Genomic DNA, 20,568 nt, shown 5'->3' with positions numbered 1-20,568 from the left:
TCAGCGGTTCTGTCCGGGCCATTGCCAGTGCAACAGGTCATCGCTCCAGGCAATGCCTATTGACGCATTTTTGTCGAAGTCACCAGCGTCTTCACTCAGTGGCCCGGAGCCGTGGAATAGCATAACGTATTTGCCAAAGGCAGGAATTTGTTTGAGGTTCAGGACTGCGCCCGCCGTAATCCTTCCTTTGGCCCAGGGCCAGTCCGGCTGGTCCAGAGTAATAAGCCCTCCCCAGTCCTGCCAGTTTTTCAGATCGGCTGATCGTTTCAAGCCAATGCCGTTCTTCGGCGAATGCATCAGGATATACTGATTATCCTCCACTAGCACACAGGCATTTTCGCCCGATTCGGTATGCCCCACAAAGGTCCAGTTACGCAGGTCGGCCGAACTGGACATACTGACGCCATTCTGTTTGTAAAAGCACCACCATTTCCCCGGTTCGTCTTTGTCGGCCAGCAGATACGGGTCGATCATTCGCCCCATGTCCTTTTCAGCCACGTAAGGGCCTTTCACCCGAAGCAACTCCGGGCTGCTCCAGTGCCGTAAATCCCGGCTCCGCATCGTAAAAATCCGCGCATCCTGAGTGGCATACCGGGGCATTTGATCGGTCGTATAGTCGGGCCGAGGATAGGTTTGCAGGCACAACACCCATTCGTTGCCCTGTCGAACTACGTTACCGGGACTACTATAATCAAGCCGTTGATCGCGGGGCGTCAGAATGCGGATGGGCGTCCAATGCTGGAGGTCTTTCGTCCGACTCATAGCCACATAGGAATAAATTTTATTCCCCTCCTCTATGCGCACCAGGGTAAAAAAGACGTACAAACTATCCTGGTGATACAGGAATGCCGGGTCGCGATAGGCCGTGTGCTCGTCACCTCGAAACAGAATAGGCGATATCAACGCAGCTAACCGATTTTTAACGGGTGGGTAGGCTGCTCCAGATCGGGTAAACAACCCGGCGATCAGGTATAAAATCAGTAGAGGTTGCATGAGGTTGAAATAATGGACAATGTAAAATGAATAATGGACAATGAATTGCCGCTGATAATCAAATGGTTTAAATGCAATCGTCATCTATTATTCATTTTACATTATCCATTGTCCATTTTCTTAATACCCCGCATTTTGTTTCAACAGCGGGTTTATGTCAATCTGCTGCTGGGGGATTGGGAACAGTAAATCCCGCTCCGAAACGGTTTTGCCCGTTGCCTTCATCACCGTTAGGGCGCGGCCGGTTCGAACCAGATCAAACCAGCGATGCCCTTCGAAGGCTAACTCAACGCGACGTTCCTGTTCCAGCGCGAGCCGGGCATCAGCCTGCGGCAGGCCGGTACGTTCCGTAAGGCCAGCCCGAGTTCGAACCTGATTGAGAAAAGGCAGTGCCTGATTGGTTTGCCCCTGTTCATTCAGAGCTTCGGCATACATGAGCAGCACATCCGCGTAGCGCAGCATAATCCAGTTGCCATCGCCATCATAAGCGGTCGCCAAGGGGGTAATGAACTGCTTTTTCACATAGGGGTCATTGTACACCTGCTTGCCATCGGTCCAGGTTTCGCTTAGCGACACACTTTTGCGCAAATCGCCTAATTCATAGGCGGCAATCATGTTCTGCGTAGGGCGGTTGTATCCCTGCCCATTTCCCTGGCCTGTGACATAAACAGCGCCCCGTTTCGGCGAAAAAGTAGTGGCATAAATACTCCCTTCACCCTGGCTGCTGGCTTTGTAGGCTATCTCAAAAATCGACTCTTTATTGTGCGCGTTAGCATCCAGGAACACACTGGCGTAGGCAGGCAGCAAGCTGTAGGTACCGGCATCAATCACCGTTTTCAGCGTCTGGGCAGCCTTGTCATATTGCTTTTGGGTCAGATACACTTTCCCCAGCAACGTTGCTGCTGCGCCTTTGGTGGCTCTACCAATGTTGGCTCCGGTATAACTCGCAGGCAATTTTGCGCTGGCATCGGTCAGGTCAGCTCCAATTTGGGTGTAGATATCCGCCACGGGACTTCGGTTGACCTGATAGGCATCGGCCCCAGAAATGACCGTTGTGATTAGTGGTACATCGCCATAAACCCGTACCAGGTTGAAATAGGCCAGTGCCCGCAAAAATTTAGCTTCGCCGATCAACTGATCTTTCTGGGTGGCATCCGAAAAACTCACCGACAGTATCCGGCTCAGCACGGTATTGCACTGATTGATCAACCGATAATGGGCATTCCAAGCATCGGAAATAAAACTGTTTGTAGACAGTAGGGTAAACGTATCAAAATCGCCATACACCTGTGTTGTACCGGCATAGTCTTCCTGTTCGGTGTTGTCGGAGCGTTCTTCGGAAAACAAGAACCAGTTTCCGTACATGCCGCCCGTTTGTAAGGTCGAATATGCGCCCAGAATAGCCGTCTGAAAATCGGCCGGGGTCTGGTAGAATTTATCGACGTTGGCCGATGAAATTGGCGATAGCGCCAGAAAGTCGTCCTGGCAAGCCGAGGAGGCCAGTGCGAGTAGAAGAAGTAAACTAGATGAAAATCGTTTCATGAAAAAGCGAGGTTAGAAGGATGCATTCAGACCAACAGTGAAACTGCGGGCGAGTGGGTAAACGCCATAATCGACTCCTTCGACCAGCGGATTGCCGTTGTAGTTTCGGTTGACTTCGGGATTGTAACCCGCGTATTTGGTAAACGTGTAGAGATTCTGGCCCGTCGTGTAGATGCGTAAGCCCTGCATCCCAATGCGTTCGGCCCAACGGGCAGGCAATCGATACCCAAGTGAAACATTGCGAATCCGCAGATAGGAACCATCTTCCACATAGTAGGACGTCACTTGGTTGGAGTTACCCGCCGGATACGCCCGGGGATGTTTGCCATCGCCCGGATTGGCTTCGCTCTGCCACCGGTTTACCACATCCGCATACGAATTGCTGGAGTTGACGAAACCGAAGAAACGACGCTGCAAATACAACACCTGATTCCCCTGCGACCCTTGTAATAATATACTGAGATCGAAGCCTTTGTAGCTAACGGTATTCGTTATCCCAAAAACGAATTTAGGATAGGGCGTACCGATGACGGTTCGGTCATTGGCGTCGATTTTCCCATCGCCATTGATGTCTTTGAATCGGAAATCGCCGGGCCGGGTGATGACAGGTGCTGCCCAAGTTGGCCCTGCATCGACCTGCGCCTGGTTCTGAAAAATACCATCGACCTGATAGCCATAATAATTGCTAATAGGCGATCCAATCTGAGTGATGTGCGTATCGGCCACATCGGTAGAGCTACGAATAGGATCGCCTTTGGGTCCTAGCGCCAGCACCCGGTTTCGGTTGAAGGAGATATTGGCATCCGTGGTCCAGGTAAAGGCTTTCCCCACTATGTTCCGACTCGTCAGGCCAAACTCCAGCCCGTAATTCTTCACCTGACCAATGTTTTGCAAGGCATTGGTAAACCCCGTGATCGACGGCACCGGCACGTTCAGCAGTAAGCCCGAGGTCAATCGGTTGTAATAATCGGCGGTCAGTAACAGGCGGTTATTGAACAGCCCGACTTCCAGCCCGACGTCGACTTGTTTAGATTTTTCCCAGGTCAGATCGGGATTGGCAATGGACGACGGTACCAGGCCGTTGGCCAATGCTCCGGTTCCTGCTCCGGTAATGTAATTGGACGTACTGATTAGCCCAATCGACCCATAATTACTGATAAAATTATTCCCATTTAGCCCGTAACTGGCCCGTAATTTCAGGTCACTAATTGCTTTCACAGACTTCATAAACGGTTCGTCGACGATTCGCCAGGCAGCCGCGACCGAGGGGAAATTCCCCCAGCGGTTATTCGACCCAAACCGACTGCTCCCATCCCGCCGGAAGCTAACGGTGAGCAGATACCGATCCTGATAATTGTAGTTAATCCGACCCAGCCACGACAAAAGTGCCCATTCGTCACGCGTTGTATTTCCGCCGTTAATCTGCCCTGCATTGAGGGTTGTGACCAGATCGTTTGGGAAATTGATGGCTGTTAAGGAGGTGCCGTAATTCCGGTTTTTCTGAATCGTATACCCTGCCAGAGCCGTAAAGCCATGTTTTCCGAGCTGCCGGGTGTAGGTAGCGGTATTTTCATTTAGCCAGTTATAGCTCATTCCATCATTGGCGAATCCAGACGGTACAGTTGGCGCTGGCTGGCCAGGGTTACCAATTTTGGAGGAGCGAAACCGGTCTTCCCGCGAGGCATTCAGGTCACCCCCAATGGTTACACGCAGATTGAGGTCTTTCAGGAGGGAATAGTCGGCATACACCGTTCCCAGCATCCGGTAGGCCAACTGCTGCCGATTTTCTTCATTCACAATCACCAGCGGATTTTCGGGCGTCTGAAACCCATACTGCATGTTGGTCATGGTACTATAGGTACCATCGGGGTATTGAACTGGCAATTGAGGCAGAAAATTAAGCGTACCCGTAATTGCCCCAACCGACACGTGCCCTTCTACATCGACAACACACTGGGTTCTGACGGTTGGCAGCAAACTAACCCCAATTTTGAGTCGGTCACTGGCCTGCGATTCAATGTTGGCCCGAATCGAGTAGCGAAGCAGGTTGGTATTGGGAATAATGCCCTGCTGGTTGAAATACCCAGCCCCTACCGAAAACGTAGTTCGTTCATTACCCCCACTGACCGATACGTTATAACTACTGATGGGCGCTGAGCGGTAAAAGGCCTTTTGCCAGTCGGTATCGTAGGGGCTGGGTTGGGTAAAGAAGGGCGGAATCAGGGCCAGCCCGGCCGATGTTTTCTTCAACCGCTCTTCATTGCTATCGGCCGGATTACCCCCAATTACATCGCTGTAATACTCATTTCGGGCTTCGGTACCGATTTCGGCTAGTTGTGCAGCATTGAGCATTTTGATGGGTCGGTCCAGCGCCTGCGTACCGACATAGGCGTCGAAATCAATCCGTGTTTTTCCAGCTTTTCCTCGTTTGGTGGTAATGATCACAACCCCATTTGACCCGCGAGAACCATAGATAGCCGTCGAAGAGGCATCTTTCAGTACGTTGATGGATTCAATATCAGCGGGGTTGAGGGTCGTCAGCGGATTGTAATTCTGATCGAAGTTCCCCTGCACCGGATAGCCGTCTATCACATACAGGGGCTCATTACTCGAAGAGATAGACCCTGATCCTCGTACCCGTACCCGAACCCCACCTCCTGGAGCCCCCGACGGTTGGGTAACCTGAACACCCGGCAGTTGCCCAGCCAAAGCCTGATCGATACCGGCAACGGGCTGTGACTTTAGCTTTTCGGCCGTAATGGTCGATACCGCGCCCGTCAGGTCGGATTTTTTCTGGGTGCCGTAACCAACCACCACCACTTCATTAAGGGCTTTCGTATCAGCGACCAGTTTGATGTTCAGGACGGTTTGGTTCTTAACGGCAACTTCCTGAGAGATATAGCCGATGAACGAAAAGACCACGACTTCGGCCTGGTCGGGAATAGCCAGTCGAAAATTACCATCCGTATCGGTAACGGTTCCTTTGCTGGTATTTTTAATCACGACACTAACCCCCGGCAACCCCTGTCCGGATGCGACATCCACGACCTGCCCGCTCAGGGTACGCTCCTGTACTTGCTCAAAAACGATAGAATTAAGCGAAGGGGTAATGATTGGACGCGTATCAGCCGTATTCGGCGATTCGGGCTTTGCCCCTTTTTTGACACCGCTTACGGGCTGGATGACATAGGTGCGAGCATCGATCTGGATACATTGCAATTCCTTTGGCGCCAGTATCCGGTTCAGTGTTTCGGAAATATGCTCACTAAACTCGGCCAGTGGGGGTGTTAAAATCGTAACCGAACGAACCAGAGCCGCCCGATAGTTGAACCGAACCCCGTACTTGCCTTCCAGTTGGCTAAGCAGGGTTTTGAGTTCCAGTGAATTGAGCGCCGGTTGAGTTATACCAGATGGGTTTTGATAACGAGCCAGGGCCAGGGTCTGGGCAGAAACCGAACCGATTCCGCCCGTCAGTAGTGCCAATGCGGCAAAATGAAGGCACTCACGATGTAAGGGTTTAGGCATTTTTTACGTTCTTTGTTTTAGAATTTATGAATTGAATAGGCCACGCTCGCTGAGTGTGGTTTTATTTTTACAGGCCTACTGCCTGTGTTAGTTTACTGGACTGGGAATAAAGTAGATGCGATCCTGATACGGTACCGCTTTGAGTCCGAAGGTTTCGGAAAGGATGCGTAAGGCTTTCTCCTGATTATCGAGCGGCAACTCGCCGGTAAATTGCTGATCGGCAAAGTCTTCACCCTCCAATACCAGTTGTACGCCATACACCTCCCGAAACCGCTGTTGCAGAACAGCCATCGACGCATTCTCAAACACCAAAAGCTTATCGCGCCAGGCGGTGAGTGGTCGTTGTTGGGCCTTATTCGTCATGGCGAGTTTATAAGCTGAAGCCCCTGTCTGATAGGTCGCTAGCTGCCCCGGCTTCATTACGATTGTTTTTTGGCTAACAGGATCGGTCAGGGCAATTCGTCCTTCTTCCAGCAGTACCTGCGTCCGTTGAGCCCTGGTATAGACCGTGAAGCGGGTACCCAGCACCGCAACGTCGGCCCGCTCGGCATGAACCGTAAATTTGCGATAGCTTCCTGTCGCGTCGTTTTTCTGCTTTTGAACCGCAAAGAAACCTTCGCCCGTAAGCCAGACTTCCCGGTTCGACCGCCAGTGAAAACGCGAGGGAATACGCAGTTGGCTGTTGGCATTGAGCTTCACTTGCGAGCCATCGTACAAGGCAATTGTCTGAAACTGGGCATCCCCATTTTGAATAATCCGTTCCTGAAAAAAATACAGGTAGCCCCATACGCCGATCAGTAGCGGAATCAGCGCGGCAGCGGCATACGTCCAATACGATCTCCGTGGCATTTGTCGAATCGTAGCTGTATACTCCTGCACCGGATCGGGCGTTCGATTGGCCAGCGTCCGCTGAAACAAATCAGCCGTATACTCTTCGGAGAAGGGAATCCAGGTCGCGGCCAATCCCTGAGCGAGTAGCCGAGCCTGCTCAAACGGCTCACGCAGATGCGGGTAGGTTTCCACCAACCCCTGCCAGTAGGCCGTCATCTCTGGGGTTGGCTTCGCAATCCAGGCCCGAAAGGATGCATCCATCAGAAATGCCTCGGCATCGTAGGGCATGTAGTCACTGTATGATTTCATAACACCAGGTTAGTCAATCATACAGTGAAGCCAAAGTGATATTTTGTAGTATAAAAAAGGTAAAAAATTTTCTTAATTGAAGAGGATTAAAGAGAGCAGTAGAGATAACTCCTTGTCTTTCAGTAGTGCCCGCAATTGTTTTAAACTTGCATAAATCTGTGAGCGGGCGGTCTGATAGTTAATGTTCATCAGCTCGCAAATCTGCTCATACGAGAGGTCATTAAAATAGCGGAGGTAGATAATTTCGCGTTGCCGGGGCGATAAAGCATTCATGGCCAGCCGGATTTTCTCGGCCCGCTCGGAGTCAATATCTAAGGCAATGAGTTGCTGTTCGGCAGAAGGCTCAATAGTGAATGTGGATTGACCGATTTCATCCCGATCATCATCCCAACCCGATACAAACGGCTGCTCGCGCCGGTACTGGGCTTTGAGTCGGTTGCGAAGTGCCTTCAGCAAATAAAAGCGCACCGAAGCAGGTTGGGTAACGCGTTGTCGGTAGTGCCAGAGTTCGGTGAATACATCCTGAATACAGTCTTCAACGGTTGCTACCGACTCACAAAGGCGCAGTCCATAGTTAAGCAGATGCCGAATATGGAGTTGGTAGAGTTGCTGAAAGGCCTGTTCATCGCCAGCCTGAAACTTCAGCCAAAGTGCTTGTTCGTTGGTCAGATTTACACCCCCCATTTATCAACAAGTCTACAAGTAAATCAGTATACAGTTTTATCTGGAAGCACTTTTACGAAAAGAGCTACTGCTTGCCAACAGTTGATCAACTTGTTTTGCCAGCGAACAGATCAACCCGGTTTTGCTACCAATTAGTCTATATGTGTGCTGAAAATCAGTACTATAGTTCGGTGTTGTTGATCGGCCACAACGCATCAAAAGGTAAGCCTATTACCAGTCCAAATTGGATTTGCTGGATCGGAAGCACGCTTTTGGCGCTTAATCGCATCTATTTTATGCGGTCTAATCATTGATCGTAGAGCACGCTAAAAATTACCAGATAGTAGATTAAAGGCATGTTAAAATCGTATCGCCTTCTGATACGAAACTAGTGGCTTCTTGGCTTATATCACTGTCTATTTGCACTATTAAAATAGTAGTCCCGACTGCTAGGATAAAATTAACACCCTTTCTTTTTGAGTTCCCAAACAGATTGACCCCAAAACAGAGCGCCTATAGCGCTCAAAAATATCTATGTATTTTCTCTTAAATCAATTTCACTATGAATAGAAACCTTTACCTCGCCGGGTTCCTGTTTCGACTTATTGACCGAAGCCTATACCTAGCGCTCGTCATTGTTCTGTTTGCGAACGCAGTCGAAGCTCGTTCTTTCCCGCCCAAGCCTATCTCTACAGCCACTGATTTGCGTTTGAGTGGGCCAAATCAGGATGTTGGCGTTAAAGGAAACGTGTCAGATGCCAAAGGGGAGCCGCTCACTGGGGTTAGTGTCGTTGTGAAAGGGTCAACGACGGGCACGATTACGGATGCCAATGGCAATTACTCCCTGACTGTACCAAACGGGAATGTGACCCTCGTTTTCTCGTTCATCGGATTCACTGCCCGGGAGGTTCCCCTGGCTAATCAGTCCGTTCTGAATGTAGTGCTTTCCGAGGATGCGAAAGCGTTGGATGAGGTTGTCGTAACGGGTTATTCGTCGCAACTAAAGAAAGACATTACGGGCTCGGTGGCCATTGTTAAAGTCAGCGATCTGCAATCGTTGCCTGCGTCGACCGCTGAAAATCAGCTACAAGGCCGGGCTGCCGGGGTAACCGTCATCAGTAATAGTCAGCCAGGGAGTGTATCGACCGTCCGAATTCGTGGGTTTGCGTCCTTCACCGGCAATGACCCGTTGTACATTGTTGATGGCGTTCCAACGAGTTCGCTGTTAGGTATTAACCCTAGCGATGTCGAGTCGATGCAGGTGCTTAAAGATGCGGCTTCGGCCTCTATTTATGGTTCCCGCGCGTCGAACGGGGTTATTGTGGTCACGACGAAAAAGGGTAAAACGGGCGGTGCCAAAGTGGCTTACGACATGTCGTATGGTATTCAGGACCCCGGAAAAGGCTGGATCAACATGCTGAATCCCCAGGAGTATGCCGATCTGACGTGGTTAGCGCTGAAGAACTCCGGGCAGCCCCAACAAACGGTCCAGTATGGCAAAGGCGCTACGCCGGTACTACCTGATTATTTGCTGGCTGGTACGGCATCGGGGGTAAAAGAAGGCGATCCAGCCGCAAATCCTGCCTTATATAATTTAAGCTACGCCAATCTGGCCGATGCGAATTACGCACCCTATTTAATTGTCAAAGCCAATAAGCAGGGAACGAATTGGTGGAAAGCACTAACTCGAAACGCACCCATAACCAACCACAATCTTACGGTTTCGGGGGGAGCGCCCGACAAAAGTCGGTACTTATTCAGCCTCAACTATTTTAACCAGGATGGCATTGTCATTGAGAATTTTTACAAGCGTTATGCAGCCCGTATTAATACCGAGTTTACGCTGAAAAAGAACATCCGCATTGGCGAAAATCTTCAGGTTACGACTTCGCAGGCCAATTCGGCAGCTAACAATACCGAAGCCAGCGAATTGGCCCTGGCTCGCTATATTCTGCCCATAATCCCGATTTATACTATTCGAGATGGTGATTTTGCCGGCACAAAAGGAAACGGATTAGGCACGGCCGATAACCCGGTGGCTGTTCGGGAACGTACCAAAAATAACCGCGCCAATGCGTTCGGTATTTTCGGAAACATGTATCTGGAAGTTGACTTTCTGAAGCACTTTACGGCCCGAAGTAGCTTTGGCGGGACATACGGAACGAACGATTACGCCAACTACCCGACTATTGAATACGAGGGTTCTGAAAATAACCGGAACACCACCCTCGCTGTTGGTTTTTTCAAAAATCGGTCGTGGACCTGGACCAATCAGCTGACGTATAAAAACACGTTCGGCGATCATAACCTTCAGGTGTTGGCCGGTACTGAAGCCGTAGACGAAACGGGCAATCGCATTATTGGGTCGCGCAGTAATTATTTCTCCTACACCAATATTAATACAATTACGCTCAGCTCGGGTACGGCCAATCAGCTGGTGAGTGGTTTCCCGAATACGCCCGCGTCGTTATTCTCCTTGTTCGGTAAGGTCGATTACGAGTTCAAAAACAAATACATCGCCAGTGTGATTGTCCGGCGAGATGGCTCTTCCCGTTTTGGACCTGATAGTCGGTATGCCGTTTTTCCAGCAGGCTCGCTAGGCTGGCGAATTTCGGAGGAAGCCTTCCTGAAAAACCTGACCTGGCTAACGGACCTGAAACTGCGTGGGAGTTATGGTATGATGGGTAATCAGCGCATCGACCCTGCCAATCAGTACACCCAGTTTTCGACCAGTCGAAGCGGTGCTTCGTATGACATAAACGGAACGAGTACGAATCCGCAAGCGGGTTATTACCTCTCCTTTATTGGCAACAGCGCCGGGAAATGGGAAACCAACGTGTCGACCAATGTAGGCTTCGACGCTACGTTCTTCGGTGGTAAAACGGACATCTCGTTCGACTGGTATCAGAAGAAAACCAATAACCTGTTGTATACGGTTGAGCAACTGGCTACATCGGGTGGGATTGCCTCCCAGAATCCGCCGTTTTTCAACGTGGGCAGCATGAAAAATACAGGTATCGACCTAGCTATTTCGCAACGGGCAAACCTCAGTAAAGTAAAGCTCGACGCTACCTTAACGCTCACGACCTACAAAAACGAAATCACGAAAATTGCTGATGGCGTTGCCTATTTCGACTACAACAGTCCGCTGAATGAACAGAACCGAATTGGGGGCGTATTCACCCGGAATGCCGTTGGTCACCCGATCAATGCTTACTTCGGTTATGAGGTGATTGGGTTGTTCCAAAGCGCCGACGACGTAGCGAAATCGCCCACGCAACAGAGTGCTGCTCCCGGCCGATTCAAATACCGGGACGCGAATGGCGACGGAAAAATCGATGCTAGCGACCGGGTTTTCTTCGGGAATCCGAACCCCAAATTCACCTATGGCTTAAACCTGAACCTGTCTTACAAAGGGTTCGATCTGGCCGGATTCTTCTATGGCGTTCAGGGCCGAGATGCCATCAACTATGCCCGATTTACAACGGACTTTTATTCGCAGGGGATCACCAACAAAAGCAAGGATGCGCTGTACAATTCCTGGCGGCCGGATAACCTGGGAGCTAAAGTACCCATCCAGGAAACGGTCGGGAATTTCAGTACCAACGCAATTCCCAATTCCTACTACAAAGAAGATGCGTCCTACCTACGGCTCAAGAATCTAAGCCTGGGCTACACACTCCCAACGCCCTTGTTAAAGCAGGTTGGGGTCGATCGGTTACGGGTATACATACAGGCAACCAACCTGTTCACCATCACACGTTATACGGGTTTGGACCCGGAAATTATCAGCACCGACGATCGGGCTGCGGGCATCGACGCGGGGGCCTATCCTTCGGTCAAGCAATACCTCGTTGGCGCTAGTCTCAACTTTTAATTCCCTACCTCATATGCGCAAAATATTCTATCTATTTATCATTAGTTGCCTGGGAGTCAGCGGACTACTAAGTTGTGACAAATCCTATCTGGACAAACCTACCTACGGTACACTCGATGCCGCTACCCTGGCCAGTAAGAATGGCGTTGAATCGCTTTTGCTAGGGGCTTACTCCATGCTGGATGGCTATAGTGTCGGCACCGCAACGCTTGGGTCCTGGTCAAGTGCGGCCTCCAACTGGATTTACGGGAGTATTGCAGGTGGCGATGCCCATAAAGGTAGCACGGGCACCGATCAACCCGAAATCAATGCGATTGAAGCTTATATTCCAACGCCTACCAATGGCTTTTTCAACGATAAATGGAAGGTCGTTTACGAAGGAATAACGAGAGCTAATATTGTCCTGAAAATAATGCCAAGCGCACCGGATATATCGGCCGACGACCGGAAGCGGATCGAAGGGGAAGCCCGTTTTTTACGCGCTCATTATCATTTTGAAGCCAAGAAAATGTGGAACATGGTGCCGTTTATCGACGAAACGATGACCGACTTTACGGTGCCCAACGTCAAAGTAAACATAGCTAATGACCAATCCATTTGGCCCAAAATACAGGCTGATTTTCAATTCGCTTTCGATAATTTACCCGAATTGCAGACGTCTGTTGGTCGGGCAAACAAATGGTCGGCGGGGGCTATGCTGGGCAAGTGTTTATTGTTTCAGAAGAAATATACCGAGGCCAAAGCGGTACTCGAACAGGTTTACCAGCGGGGCACGACGCCTTCAGGCGTAAAGTACGGCTTGCTGGACAAATACCAGGATAATTTCAATGCAGCGACCAAGAATTCCAAAGAATCCGTATTTGCCTCGCAGAGTTCGGTTAACGATGGAGCCACTGCCGCTAATGCCAACTATGGTGATGTGCTGAATGCCCCTTATGGCGGTCCGTTCGATTGCTGTGGCTTCTTCCAACCGTCGCAGGATTTGGTCAATTCCTACAAAGTCAGTGCTACGACCGGGTTGCCCGATTTCGATACCTACAATACGAACCCGGTTACCAGCGACGAAGGCGTTGCCATTACCGATCCGTTTACACCCTATGCAGGAACCGTGGATTCTCGCTTAGACTGGACGGTTGGTCGGCGAGGTATTCCGTACCTCGATTATGGTCTGCATCAGGGCATTAGCTGGCAGCGCGATCAGGCGTATGGCGGGCCTTATAACACGAAAAAAAGTGTGTATTACAAAGCTCAAAAAGGCTCATTGACCGATGCTTCGTTCTGGGCGAGTACCGTTACGGCCATTAATACCAACCTGATTCGTTTTGCGGATGTCATTCTCTGGCTGGCCGAATGTGAGGTCGAAGCAGGCGATTTAGCAAAAGCCCGTGCCTATGTCAATGAAGTGCGCGCCCGAGCGGCCAAAACAAGCAGCTGGGTTATGAAAGATGGCACCACGACGCCCGCTGCCAATTACAAAGTTGGCGTATATGAACAGGCCTGGGATCAGGCGACTGCCCGAAAAGCGGTCCATTTTGAACGGAAACTTGAACTCGGCATGGAGGGGCACCGCTTTTTCGACCTGGTCCGTTGGGGCGAGGCCGAAGCGACAATAAACAAATACCTCCAGTATGAAAGTACGTTACGAACCTATCTGGCGGGCGTAAAATTCACTGCCGGACGGAACGAGTATTTCCCCCTCCCACAGCGCCAGATCGATTTGAGTAACAATGTGTTGAAGCAGAATGCGGGGTATTGATTGTGTTTTTGATTAAATAACCGACCAATACATCCCGTAGGGATAAAACAGCGTAGCGTTGGTAGAATAGTAGTCCCAAGATCCAATTGGCGTGCCGTAGGTACGCAACTGATTATAGGTCGCGTACCTACGGCACGCCATTGAGCGGAGAGAACTTTATAGGCTACCAACGCTGCGCCGTTAAGCCCCTAACGGGGCATTAGGCCAGCATAACGTGAATAATGGGTTCTTTTTTGTCATCCGACGATAGGAGGGATCTTCGCTAAACGGAGACTCTTATTCTGCTACCGAAGATCCCTCCTATCGTCGGGATGACAAAAAACGGCATTACAACGCTCTGTTAGTTACTTACCCGTAGTTAGAATCCATTATTCACGTTAGCATAGCAAAAAATGCTCGTTTATTCCTGCAAATTGCTGTTCCAGAGTTGCTTACGGAACGTTTGGGGGTTGCTGTTTTTGATGAGTCGAAATTGCCGATTGAAATTGGAAAGGTTCTGAAAACCACATTCATAGCAGATTTCAATGATCGATAGATTGGTATCTGTCAGCAGTTTGCAGGCATGGCTGATTCGTAGTTCGTTGATCAGATTGACAAGCGTTTTGTGCGTTCGTCGCTTGATGAATCGGCAGACAGATGGAACGGACATATTCATCAAATCGGCGATTTCGCTCAGAGCAATCCGGCGCTGATAGTTTCGGGAAATATAGTCGAACACGAGACTGACCTTCTCACTTTCAACCGGATTGCTGCCCTCAATGATTTGGGTGGATAGCGTGCGTAAATGGGGCGATTCGGCCAGGGTTGTTAGAATGTCTAGCAACAGCAAAAGCCGACGCATGCCTTCCTGCTGCGACATTTCCAGCATACGTGCCATGACATACTCTTTGGTAGGGCCGAGGATTTCAAGACCTAAAGCGGCCCGCTGAAACAACTGCCGGATAGGTGCCATTTCCTGAAGTTCCATAAAGGCTTCGCCAAGAAAGTCCTCCAGAAAATGAACAATGACCGATTCGGCCCGGTGATCCGGCGAGTTTTGATAAAAGACAGAATCGTTGCGGTAGATATGCGGTACGTTGGCGCCGATGAATACCAGATCGCCATCGGCAAAATCACCGACGCCGTTACCAATGATGCGTTGACCATAGCTTTTGACCACCAGGACCAACTCGTATTCCGGATGGAAATGCCAGGGCGTCGGAAAATACGGGAAGTGGAAATTGTACAGCTTAAACGAAGATCGCTCGGTGGCGGGAAGTTTCTCTAATAGCGCTTTCATAGCCTGTTAAAATTGTATCGCCTTCTGACACAAAACTAGTAGAATAAGGCCTTAATTACCCGTCAATTTGCATTATTAAAATACTATTTTATCAATTATCACAAGAATTAATACCTCAACTTTATGTCAGTATATACCTTATCTGACGAGCAGATCGCCCAATACCATCAGGATGGCTATCTGATTGTTTCGGAACTATTTTCGTCGGAAGAAATAAATAGACTGTACCGGGTAGCCATCGACGATGTGGCGATTTCCCGTAACTCCTACGACCTGAATGATCAGTCAGGGAAAAAAACCAAACTGGCCCTTTGGTTCACGCCCGGCAACGACATGTATGGCCTGCTGACCCGCAGTGAACGGATTGTACAGTCGGTGGATAAATTGCTGGATAGTTCGTCGCCGGTGTGTCATTTTCACTCGAAACTGATGCAGAAAGAACCTCGCGTGGGAGGGGCCTGGGAGTGGCATCAGGACTATGGCTATTGGTATAAAAACGAATTCTTACTACCCGACCAGATGTTTTCAGTCATGGTTGCGATTACTGAAGCCACGAAAGAAAATGGTTGTTTGCAGGTAATCAAAGGATCGCATAAAATGGGGCGGGTTGAACATGGCTTTGCGGGCGAGCAGGTCGGCGCTTCTCAACACTATGTCGATCTGGCGCTGAAAACGATGGAGCTTGTGTATGTTGAGTTAAAACCGGGAGATACCTTGTTTTTTCACAGCAACCTGTTGCATCGGTCGGAGGCAAATCTGTCTGAAAAAGCCCGATGGTCGCTCATTTCCTGCTACAATCGGCAGAGTAATGTTCCTTACAATGAGCCTTCTACGTCCTGCGTCACACCGTTAGAAACCGTGCCCGACAATGCGTTGCTGACCTGGCAGGTTTCTGGAATTACTGACCAAACGGATTTTCTAAACAAGGAGAATGACGTATCCTTGACATAGGATGACACCGGGTTTTAACCCGGTGCAAGTGATAAAATTTATTCGTTGCGCCGGGTTTTAACCCGGTGTCAAATGCTTAACCCGCATCGTATGGCAATTGCTATTCCTACTCAACTCGACACAGCAAGGCGTGGTACCCATGTCTACAACCTCAGCTACATTTATTTGATTAGCACCGTAGCCGCCCTTGGTGGACTATTGTTCGGCTTCGACATGGCCATTATTTCGGGAACCGTTCGCTTTTTTAGCGATTATTTCCGCTTGAATGACATCGAAACGGGCTGGGCGGTGGGCTGTATTAACCTTGGCTCGGCCATAGGGGCGTTAGTGGCCGGGAAGCTAAGTGATACGCTGGGACGCAAAAAAACGCTGATTCTCTGCGCTCTTTTATTTGCTGTTTCGGGCGTTGGTACGGGTTGGTCCACGGATTTTACTATGTTTATTTGCTTCCGTTTACTCAGTGGCGTAGCGGTCGGGGCAGCAGCCTTGGTATGTCCGATGTACATTGCCGAAACGGCTCCCGCTCCCTTACGCGGACGATTGGTCGCCATTTATCAATTAGCCATCACGACCGGTATTTTGTTGGCCTACCTCGCCAATTACCTACTCCTGAATACAGGAGAAAACAACTGGCGATGGATGTTTTCGTCGCAGTCAGTACCCGCTATTTTGTTCTTTTTTAGCTTGTTTCTGGTCGCCGAAAGCCCGCGTTGGCTCATACGAAAACAACGAGATGAACTCGCTAATCAGGTATTGACCCGAATTGGGGGCGCTAGCTATGCCAATCAGGAAAGCGAAGCGATTCGGCACAGTTTCGCGCAGGAAATCAAAGAAACTATTCGCGATCTATTCGGCAAAGACCTGTTTGGCATTGTACTGGTGGGCGTCGGAATTGCCGTTTTTTCGCAGGCCGACGGGCAGAATTCGTTGTTTTCGTATGCCCCTGTTATTTTCCAGCAGGCGGGTATGGGCGAAGATTCAGCGTTTCTGCAATCGGTCATACTAGGCTTAATCAACTTCGTATTCACGTTTTTTGCTATCGGGGCTATCGACAAAATTGGCCGTCGGTATTTGCTTTTGTATGGTTCGGCACTGCTTTGCCTCGATGCCCTGGCCTTAGCGGCAGCGTTTTATTTCCAGTGGCCGAGTTACTGGATTCTGACGTTTGTGCTGGGGTTCATTGCCATCTATGCCGCAACGTTAGGGCCAGTTACCTGGGTGGCGCTCTCCGAAATATTCCCGAATCGGATTCGGGGTAATGCGATGGGGTTATCCACTCTGGCCCTGTGGATTGCGAATTTCTTTACGACGGCTTCGTTTCCGGTGATGAAAACGTATCTGGGCCTTCCGGCCACGTTCTGCATTCATGCGGGTATCTGTCTGATCTACTTTGTTTTTGTGCGCGCCAACGTACCGGAAACCAAAGGGAAATCTCTGGAAGAAATTGAACAGCTACTCACAAAACACTTATGACCTTCCATTTTTTCTGCCCGCGCTGGGGCCAGGAACACATACCCTGGGCAGCGTTTTTGCAGCGTGTAAAATCGGCTGGTTACCAGGGCGTTGAAGCGAGTTTGCCAACCGAAGATCACGAACGAGATACGTTTCTCAATGAACTCGCTAAACAGGGCCTTCTCTTTATTGGCCAGCATTGGGAGACTGTCTGTCCTGATTTTGACCAGCATTACGCCGAGTTTGAAAACCGACTTCAGACGCTGGCTTCGGCTCGACCGCTGTTTATCAACTCCCAAACGGGGAAGGATTATTACAGCGTTGAGCAGAACGAAAAACTGATTGCGCTGGCCGATTCGATAGCTGCCCAAACCAATGTGCCGATCGTTCATGAAACGCATCGGGGCAAGTTCAGTTTTGCGGCACACATAACCCGCTCATATTTAGAGAGTTTACCCAATCTGCGGATTGCGCTGGATATTTCGCATTGGTTCAACACCGCCGAAACGTTTCTCCACGATCAGCCAGAAACCGTAACGCTCGCTATTTCCCGAACAGATCATGTTCACTGCCGGGTTGGATACACGCAAGGCCCACAGATTTCGGACCCACGCGCCCCAGAATGGCAGGAGGTCGTTCAGCACCATCTGGATATTTGGGATCGGGTGGTAGCCTTACACCAGCAGAATGGTCGATCAATTTGTACGTTCACTCCCGAATTTGGCGCACCACCATATCTTTTTCTGCAACCCTACACCCGTCAACCCGTGGTTAATCAGTGGGAGGTGAACGAATACATGATGGAGTTGCTGCGAAAACGATATGATAGGGATAGTGAATGGATAATTGACAATGAATAATAATCAGCACGTACCCATTCTCTATTGTCCATTTATATTTCTGCTTTAGGTTTTAGTAATAATAGGTTGGTTATAAGTCAGGAGTTCTTTTTTGAAGGGCTCCTGCTTCAGTCAATTAAATGAAAATTGTGCCGTATGAGATTTGACCAATTGAAATGGAATTGTTAAACCAAACCCTCCTTTTGTGTGACCCCGATGGGGTCAAATGTTTATAGCAAATATGATTCTCTCTATAAACATATGACCCCATCGGGGTCACACAAAACCTCACACGATGAAATCATACTCATTCGCTTTTAATACCTATTTATACATCTGCCTGTTTTGTCTTGTATCCATCAATATACTGGCGGGGAATGTCTTCTCCGTGAAATCCGATGGGTACGAATTTTACTGGGATCTGGCCAAGGATTCAGCTGTTCTCCGAAAAGAGAAGCCCGCTCAGATGCTCTGGAAAGGAAGTCTGCTCCCCGCCTTCTGGCTACAAACGGCAGCAGGCGAGCGCCAGTATGTAAAAGCAACATTGACCGATGCGAGTGCTCTTGGCGAAAATGGAGGAGTGGTTAAGCTAACCTTTGGTCCATTGGGAACGGGAAGCCTGATACTCAGCTATGCACAGGGAGTCGTTCGAATGACAAAATTAACCGTTGACTGGACTGGTACTCCTCCCAAGCTGATTTCGATGTATTTCGGTACATCCTTACTGAATGCAGAACAGAAAGTTCGGGCGCCGTCGCAGGAGTTCCCGTTCTGGCCCGACTGGGAAGCCGCCGGAATTTGCATTCCCAGCGCTAAAGGCAACCCTACTCAGAGCTTCTTTCGAATGTGGGATTTGGGTCACGCTACCTTACCGTTGGGGAGTTTCGGGCCGAGTTTAGGAACACCCTATGCAGCGGCTTTCCCACGCCCTTTCTACAGTTGCGCGATGGGAAACCAGCCGGGCTGGATTGTATTAGGAGCGGGCAGAATTCCCGACGCGGCTATGGTCTATAAAATCCAATCGTCGAACGGGTGTTTGCAGTACTTGTATCGGGAGGATTTGTGGAGTATGTCGACGGCCAGTCAACGGATCTGGAACGAACCGTTGCGAATCACCTGGGCTGCAACGGCCTATGATGCCTATAAAGCTTACTTCGATTCGTTTGGCCCGTTTACATCGGCAGTTGGCAGTCATCAGCTAAATGTCTGGAATACCTGGGGAGACTTCAAAAATGGAGATTTTAACCTGAAGGCAATCACCGACAAAGCGCTGGATTTCAAAGCTGATATTCTGGCAATTGACGATTCCTGGGAGAGTTCGCAGGGAAGTGGCACCTGGAATGAGCAGCGTTTTCCAACCTATAAAGAAGACCTTGCCTATATCCGTTCCAAAGGACTGAAAACCGGATACTGGCAAAACATTATCTGGGTAGACGAGCCCGAAAAATTTGGTTTGACGGTGGATGATTTGCTCTGTGGGGTCGATGGTAAACCTGTCAAAACGGCCTGGAATATGAATCCGCATGGGAAAGGCTTTTACTGTATGGACCCTAGTTCTCCCAACGTAGTGGCGTTGATTCGAAAGCGGACACAAACGATTGTTCGTGAGCTAAAACCCGATTTTTTGAAACTGGATTTCGGCTATGGCATTCCCAGCCCGGATGTAGCAACGGCCCGAAATCCGGCTCTACGGGGAGAAAACCTTGCCTATACACTGCTCAAGCTAGTATCGGACGCGGCCCGTGAAATTAATCCGAACATTACGATTCAATATTACTCGATTCATCCACTATTCCGACCCATTCAGAATCTACTTGCGCTGGACGATCTGGGCGACGCGGGTGGTCATGAGGTCGAGGGACACGGGCAATGGAGCATCTGGGGATCACTGGCTGGCCAACAACGTACGGCCATTACAGCATCGAGCGGCTACGATTGGAACGCGGATGATGAGGTGCTATTAAATACCGCTATCATAGGTGGTCAAAGTGCCGTATTGCCTCGTAAACTGGAGGATGGATCGCCGGTGCCACTCCAGAAAATCAGCAAACGAATGGCGTTGGCGCTCTGGCATCGAACGAGTGTCGGTTGGACACCTTTGTGGCTCAACAGTCAAAAAGGCAGCTTATCGCAGGAGCCATTGCCTAATTGCTGGGGTCGTCTGGAAAACGACCGCCTGACAGCTTTGGCGTTGCGGGAAAGCCCAGTTTTGGTGGATAAATCGCAAATTCGGAACATGAAATGGCAGGGGCGGTGGGCGTTGATCTCACAGGATGAACAGAGCATTTTCGAGACCAAAAAACTCGCGCTGATTCCGTTTGATGGCGGTTTTGTGGAACTCTCACTCGCCCGGAAGCCAGCCAAAGTCGTTGCCGTTATCAATAAAATAGAAAAACCGTTTAGCGCGTGGACGTGGGAAAACGGCAGATTGACAATCAAAGCCGGAAGTTTACAAAAGAATCCATTAACGAACGGCTTTCTGGTGTATCAATCAGGTTGAACGCATTAAAATAAGGCGTTTGTGAGAAAGACCGATCTTTGTGGTATGGAT

The 20,568-nt window shown here is 49.8% G+C and carries 12 protein-coding genes; 6 read left to right on the top strand and 6 right to left on the bottom strand.

Features of this window, described 5'->3' with window-relative positions; translation table 11 throughout:
• The 5 genes from ACYVGR_RS17580 to ACYVGR_RS17560 form a co-directional block, all read right to left on the bottom strand.
• Nucleotides 1-993, bottom strand: a complete 993-nt coding sequence (locus ACYVGR_RS17580; protein WP_460958992.1) for a hypothetical protein — start codon at nucleotides 991-993, stop codon at nucleotides 1-3.
• Nucleotides 994-1,113: 120 nt separating this feature from the next.
• Entirely contained in the window at nucleotides 1,114-2,535 is a 1,422-nt protein-coding gene (locus ACYVGR_RS17575; protein WP_460958990.1) for a RagB/SusD family nutrient uptake outer membrane protein, read from the bottom strand.
• Nucleotides 2,536-2,547: 12 nt separating this feature from the next.
• Nucleotides 2,548-6,060, bottom strand: a complete 3,513-nt coding sequence (locus ACYVGR_RS17570) for a SusC/RagA family TonB-linked outer membrane protein (protein ID WP_460958988.1) — start codon at nucleotides 6,058-6,060, stop codon at nucleotides 2,548-2,550.
• Between the two features lie 87 nt (nucleotides 6,061-6,147).
• The gene (locus tag ACYVGR_RS17565; RefSeq protein ID WP_460958986.1) at nucleotides 6,148-7,200 is read right to left on the bottom strand and encodes a FecR family protein; all 1,053 of its coding nucleotides are present in this window, start codon (nucleotides 7,198-7,200) and stop codon (nucleotides 6,148-6,150) included.
• 72 nt (nucleotides 7,201-7,272) lie between these two features.
• A complete protein-coding gene (locus ACYVGR_RS17560) occupies nucleotides 7,273-7,884 on the bottom strand; it encodes an RNA polymerase sigma factor (RefSeq protein WP_460958984.1) in 612 nt (203 codons plus the stop codon).
• Between the two features lie 541 nt (nucleotides 7,885-8,425).
• Here ACYVGR_RS17560 and ACYVGR_RS17555 point away from each other — a divergent pair.
• Nucleotides 8,426-11,740: a SusC/RagA family TonB-linked outer membrane protein gene (locus ACYVGR_RS17555; RefSeq protein WP_460958982.1), complete on the top strand. Its 3,315-nt coding sequence runs from the start codon at nucleotides 8,426-8,428 to the stop codon at nucleotides 11,738-11,740.
• A 13-nt stretch (nucleotides 11,741-11,753) separates the two neighbouring features.
• Entirely contained in the window at nucleotides 11,754-13,496 is a 1,743-nt protein-coding gene (locus ACYVGR_RS17550) for a RagB/SusD family nutrient uptake outer membrane protein (protein WP_460958980.1), read from the top strand.
• Between the two features lie 400 nt (nucleotides 13,497-13,896).
• On the opposite strand, the gene ACYVGR_RS17545 is transcribed toward ACYVGR_RS17550, so the two are convergent.
• Nucleotides 13,897-14,775, bottom strand: a complete 879-nt coding sequence (locus ACYVGR_RS17545; protein ID WP_460958978.1) for an AraC family transcriptional regulator — start codon at nucleotides 14,773-14,775, stop codon at nucleotides 13,897-13,899.
• 123 nt (nucleotides 14,776-14,898) lie between these two features.
• Here ACYVGR_RS17545 and ACYVGR_RS17540 point away from each other — a divergent pair, with 123 nt between their 5' ends.
• The 4 genes from ACYVGR_RS17540 (at nucleotide 14,899) to ACYVGR_RS17525 (ending at nucleotide 20,517) form a co-directional block, all read left to right on the top strand.
• The gene (locus ACYVGR_RS17540) at nucleotides 14,899-15,726 is read left to right on the top strand and encodes a phytanoyl-CoA dioxygenase family protein (protein WP_460958976.1); all 828 of its coding nucleotides are present in this window, start codon (nucleotides 14,899-14,901) and stop codon (nucleotides 15,724-15,726) included.
• 72 nt (nucleotides 15,727-15,798) lie between these two features.
• A complete protein-coding gene (locus tag ACYVGR_RS17535; protein WP_460958973.1) occupies nucleotides 15,799-17,199 on the top strand; it encodes a sugar porter family MFS transporter in 1,401 nt (466 codons plus the stop codon).
• Nucleotides 17,196-18,038: a sugar phosphate isomerase/epimerase family protein gene (locus tag ACYVGR_RS17530; protein ID WP_460958971.1), complete on the top strand. Its 843-nt coding sequence runs from the start codon at nucleotides 17,196-17,198 to the stop codon at nucleotides 18,036-18,038. Before ACYVGR_RS17535 ends, ACYVGR_RS17530 begins: the two co-directional genes overlap by 4 nt.
• 274 nt (nucleotides 18,039-18,312) lie before the next feature.
• Nucleotides 18,313-20,517 carry an alpha-amylase family protein gene (locus ACYVGR_RS17525; RefSeq protein ID WP_460958969.1) on the top strand — a complete coding sequence of 735 codons (2,205 nt, stop codon included), beginning with the start codon at nucleotides 18,313-18,315 and terminating at the stop codon, nucleotides 20,515-20,517.
• The last annotated feature ends 51 nt before the right edge of the window (nucleotides 20,518-20,568 follow it).

It is taken from the genome of Spirosoma litoris (genome assembly GCF_054776755.1).
The sequence above is the reverse complement of the archived record's forward strand: the minus strand, read 5'-3'. Positions and strand labels throughout refer to the sequence as shown.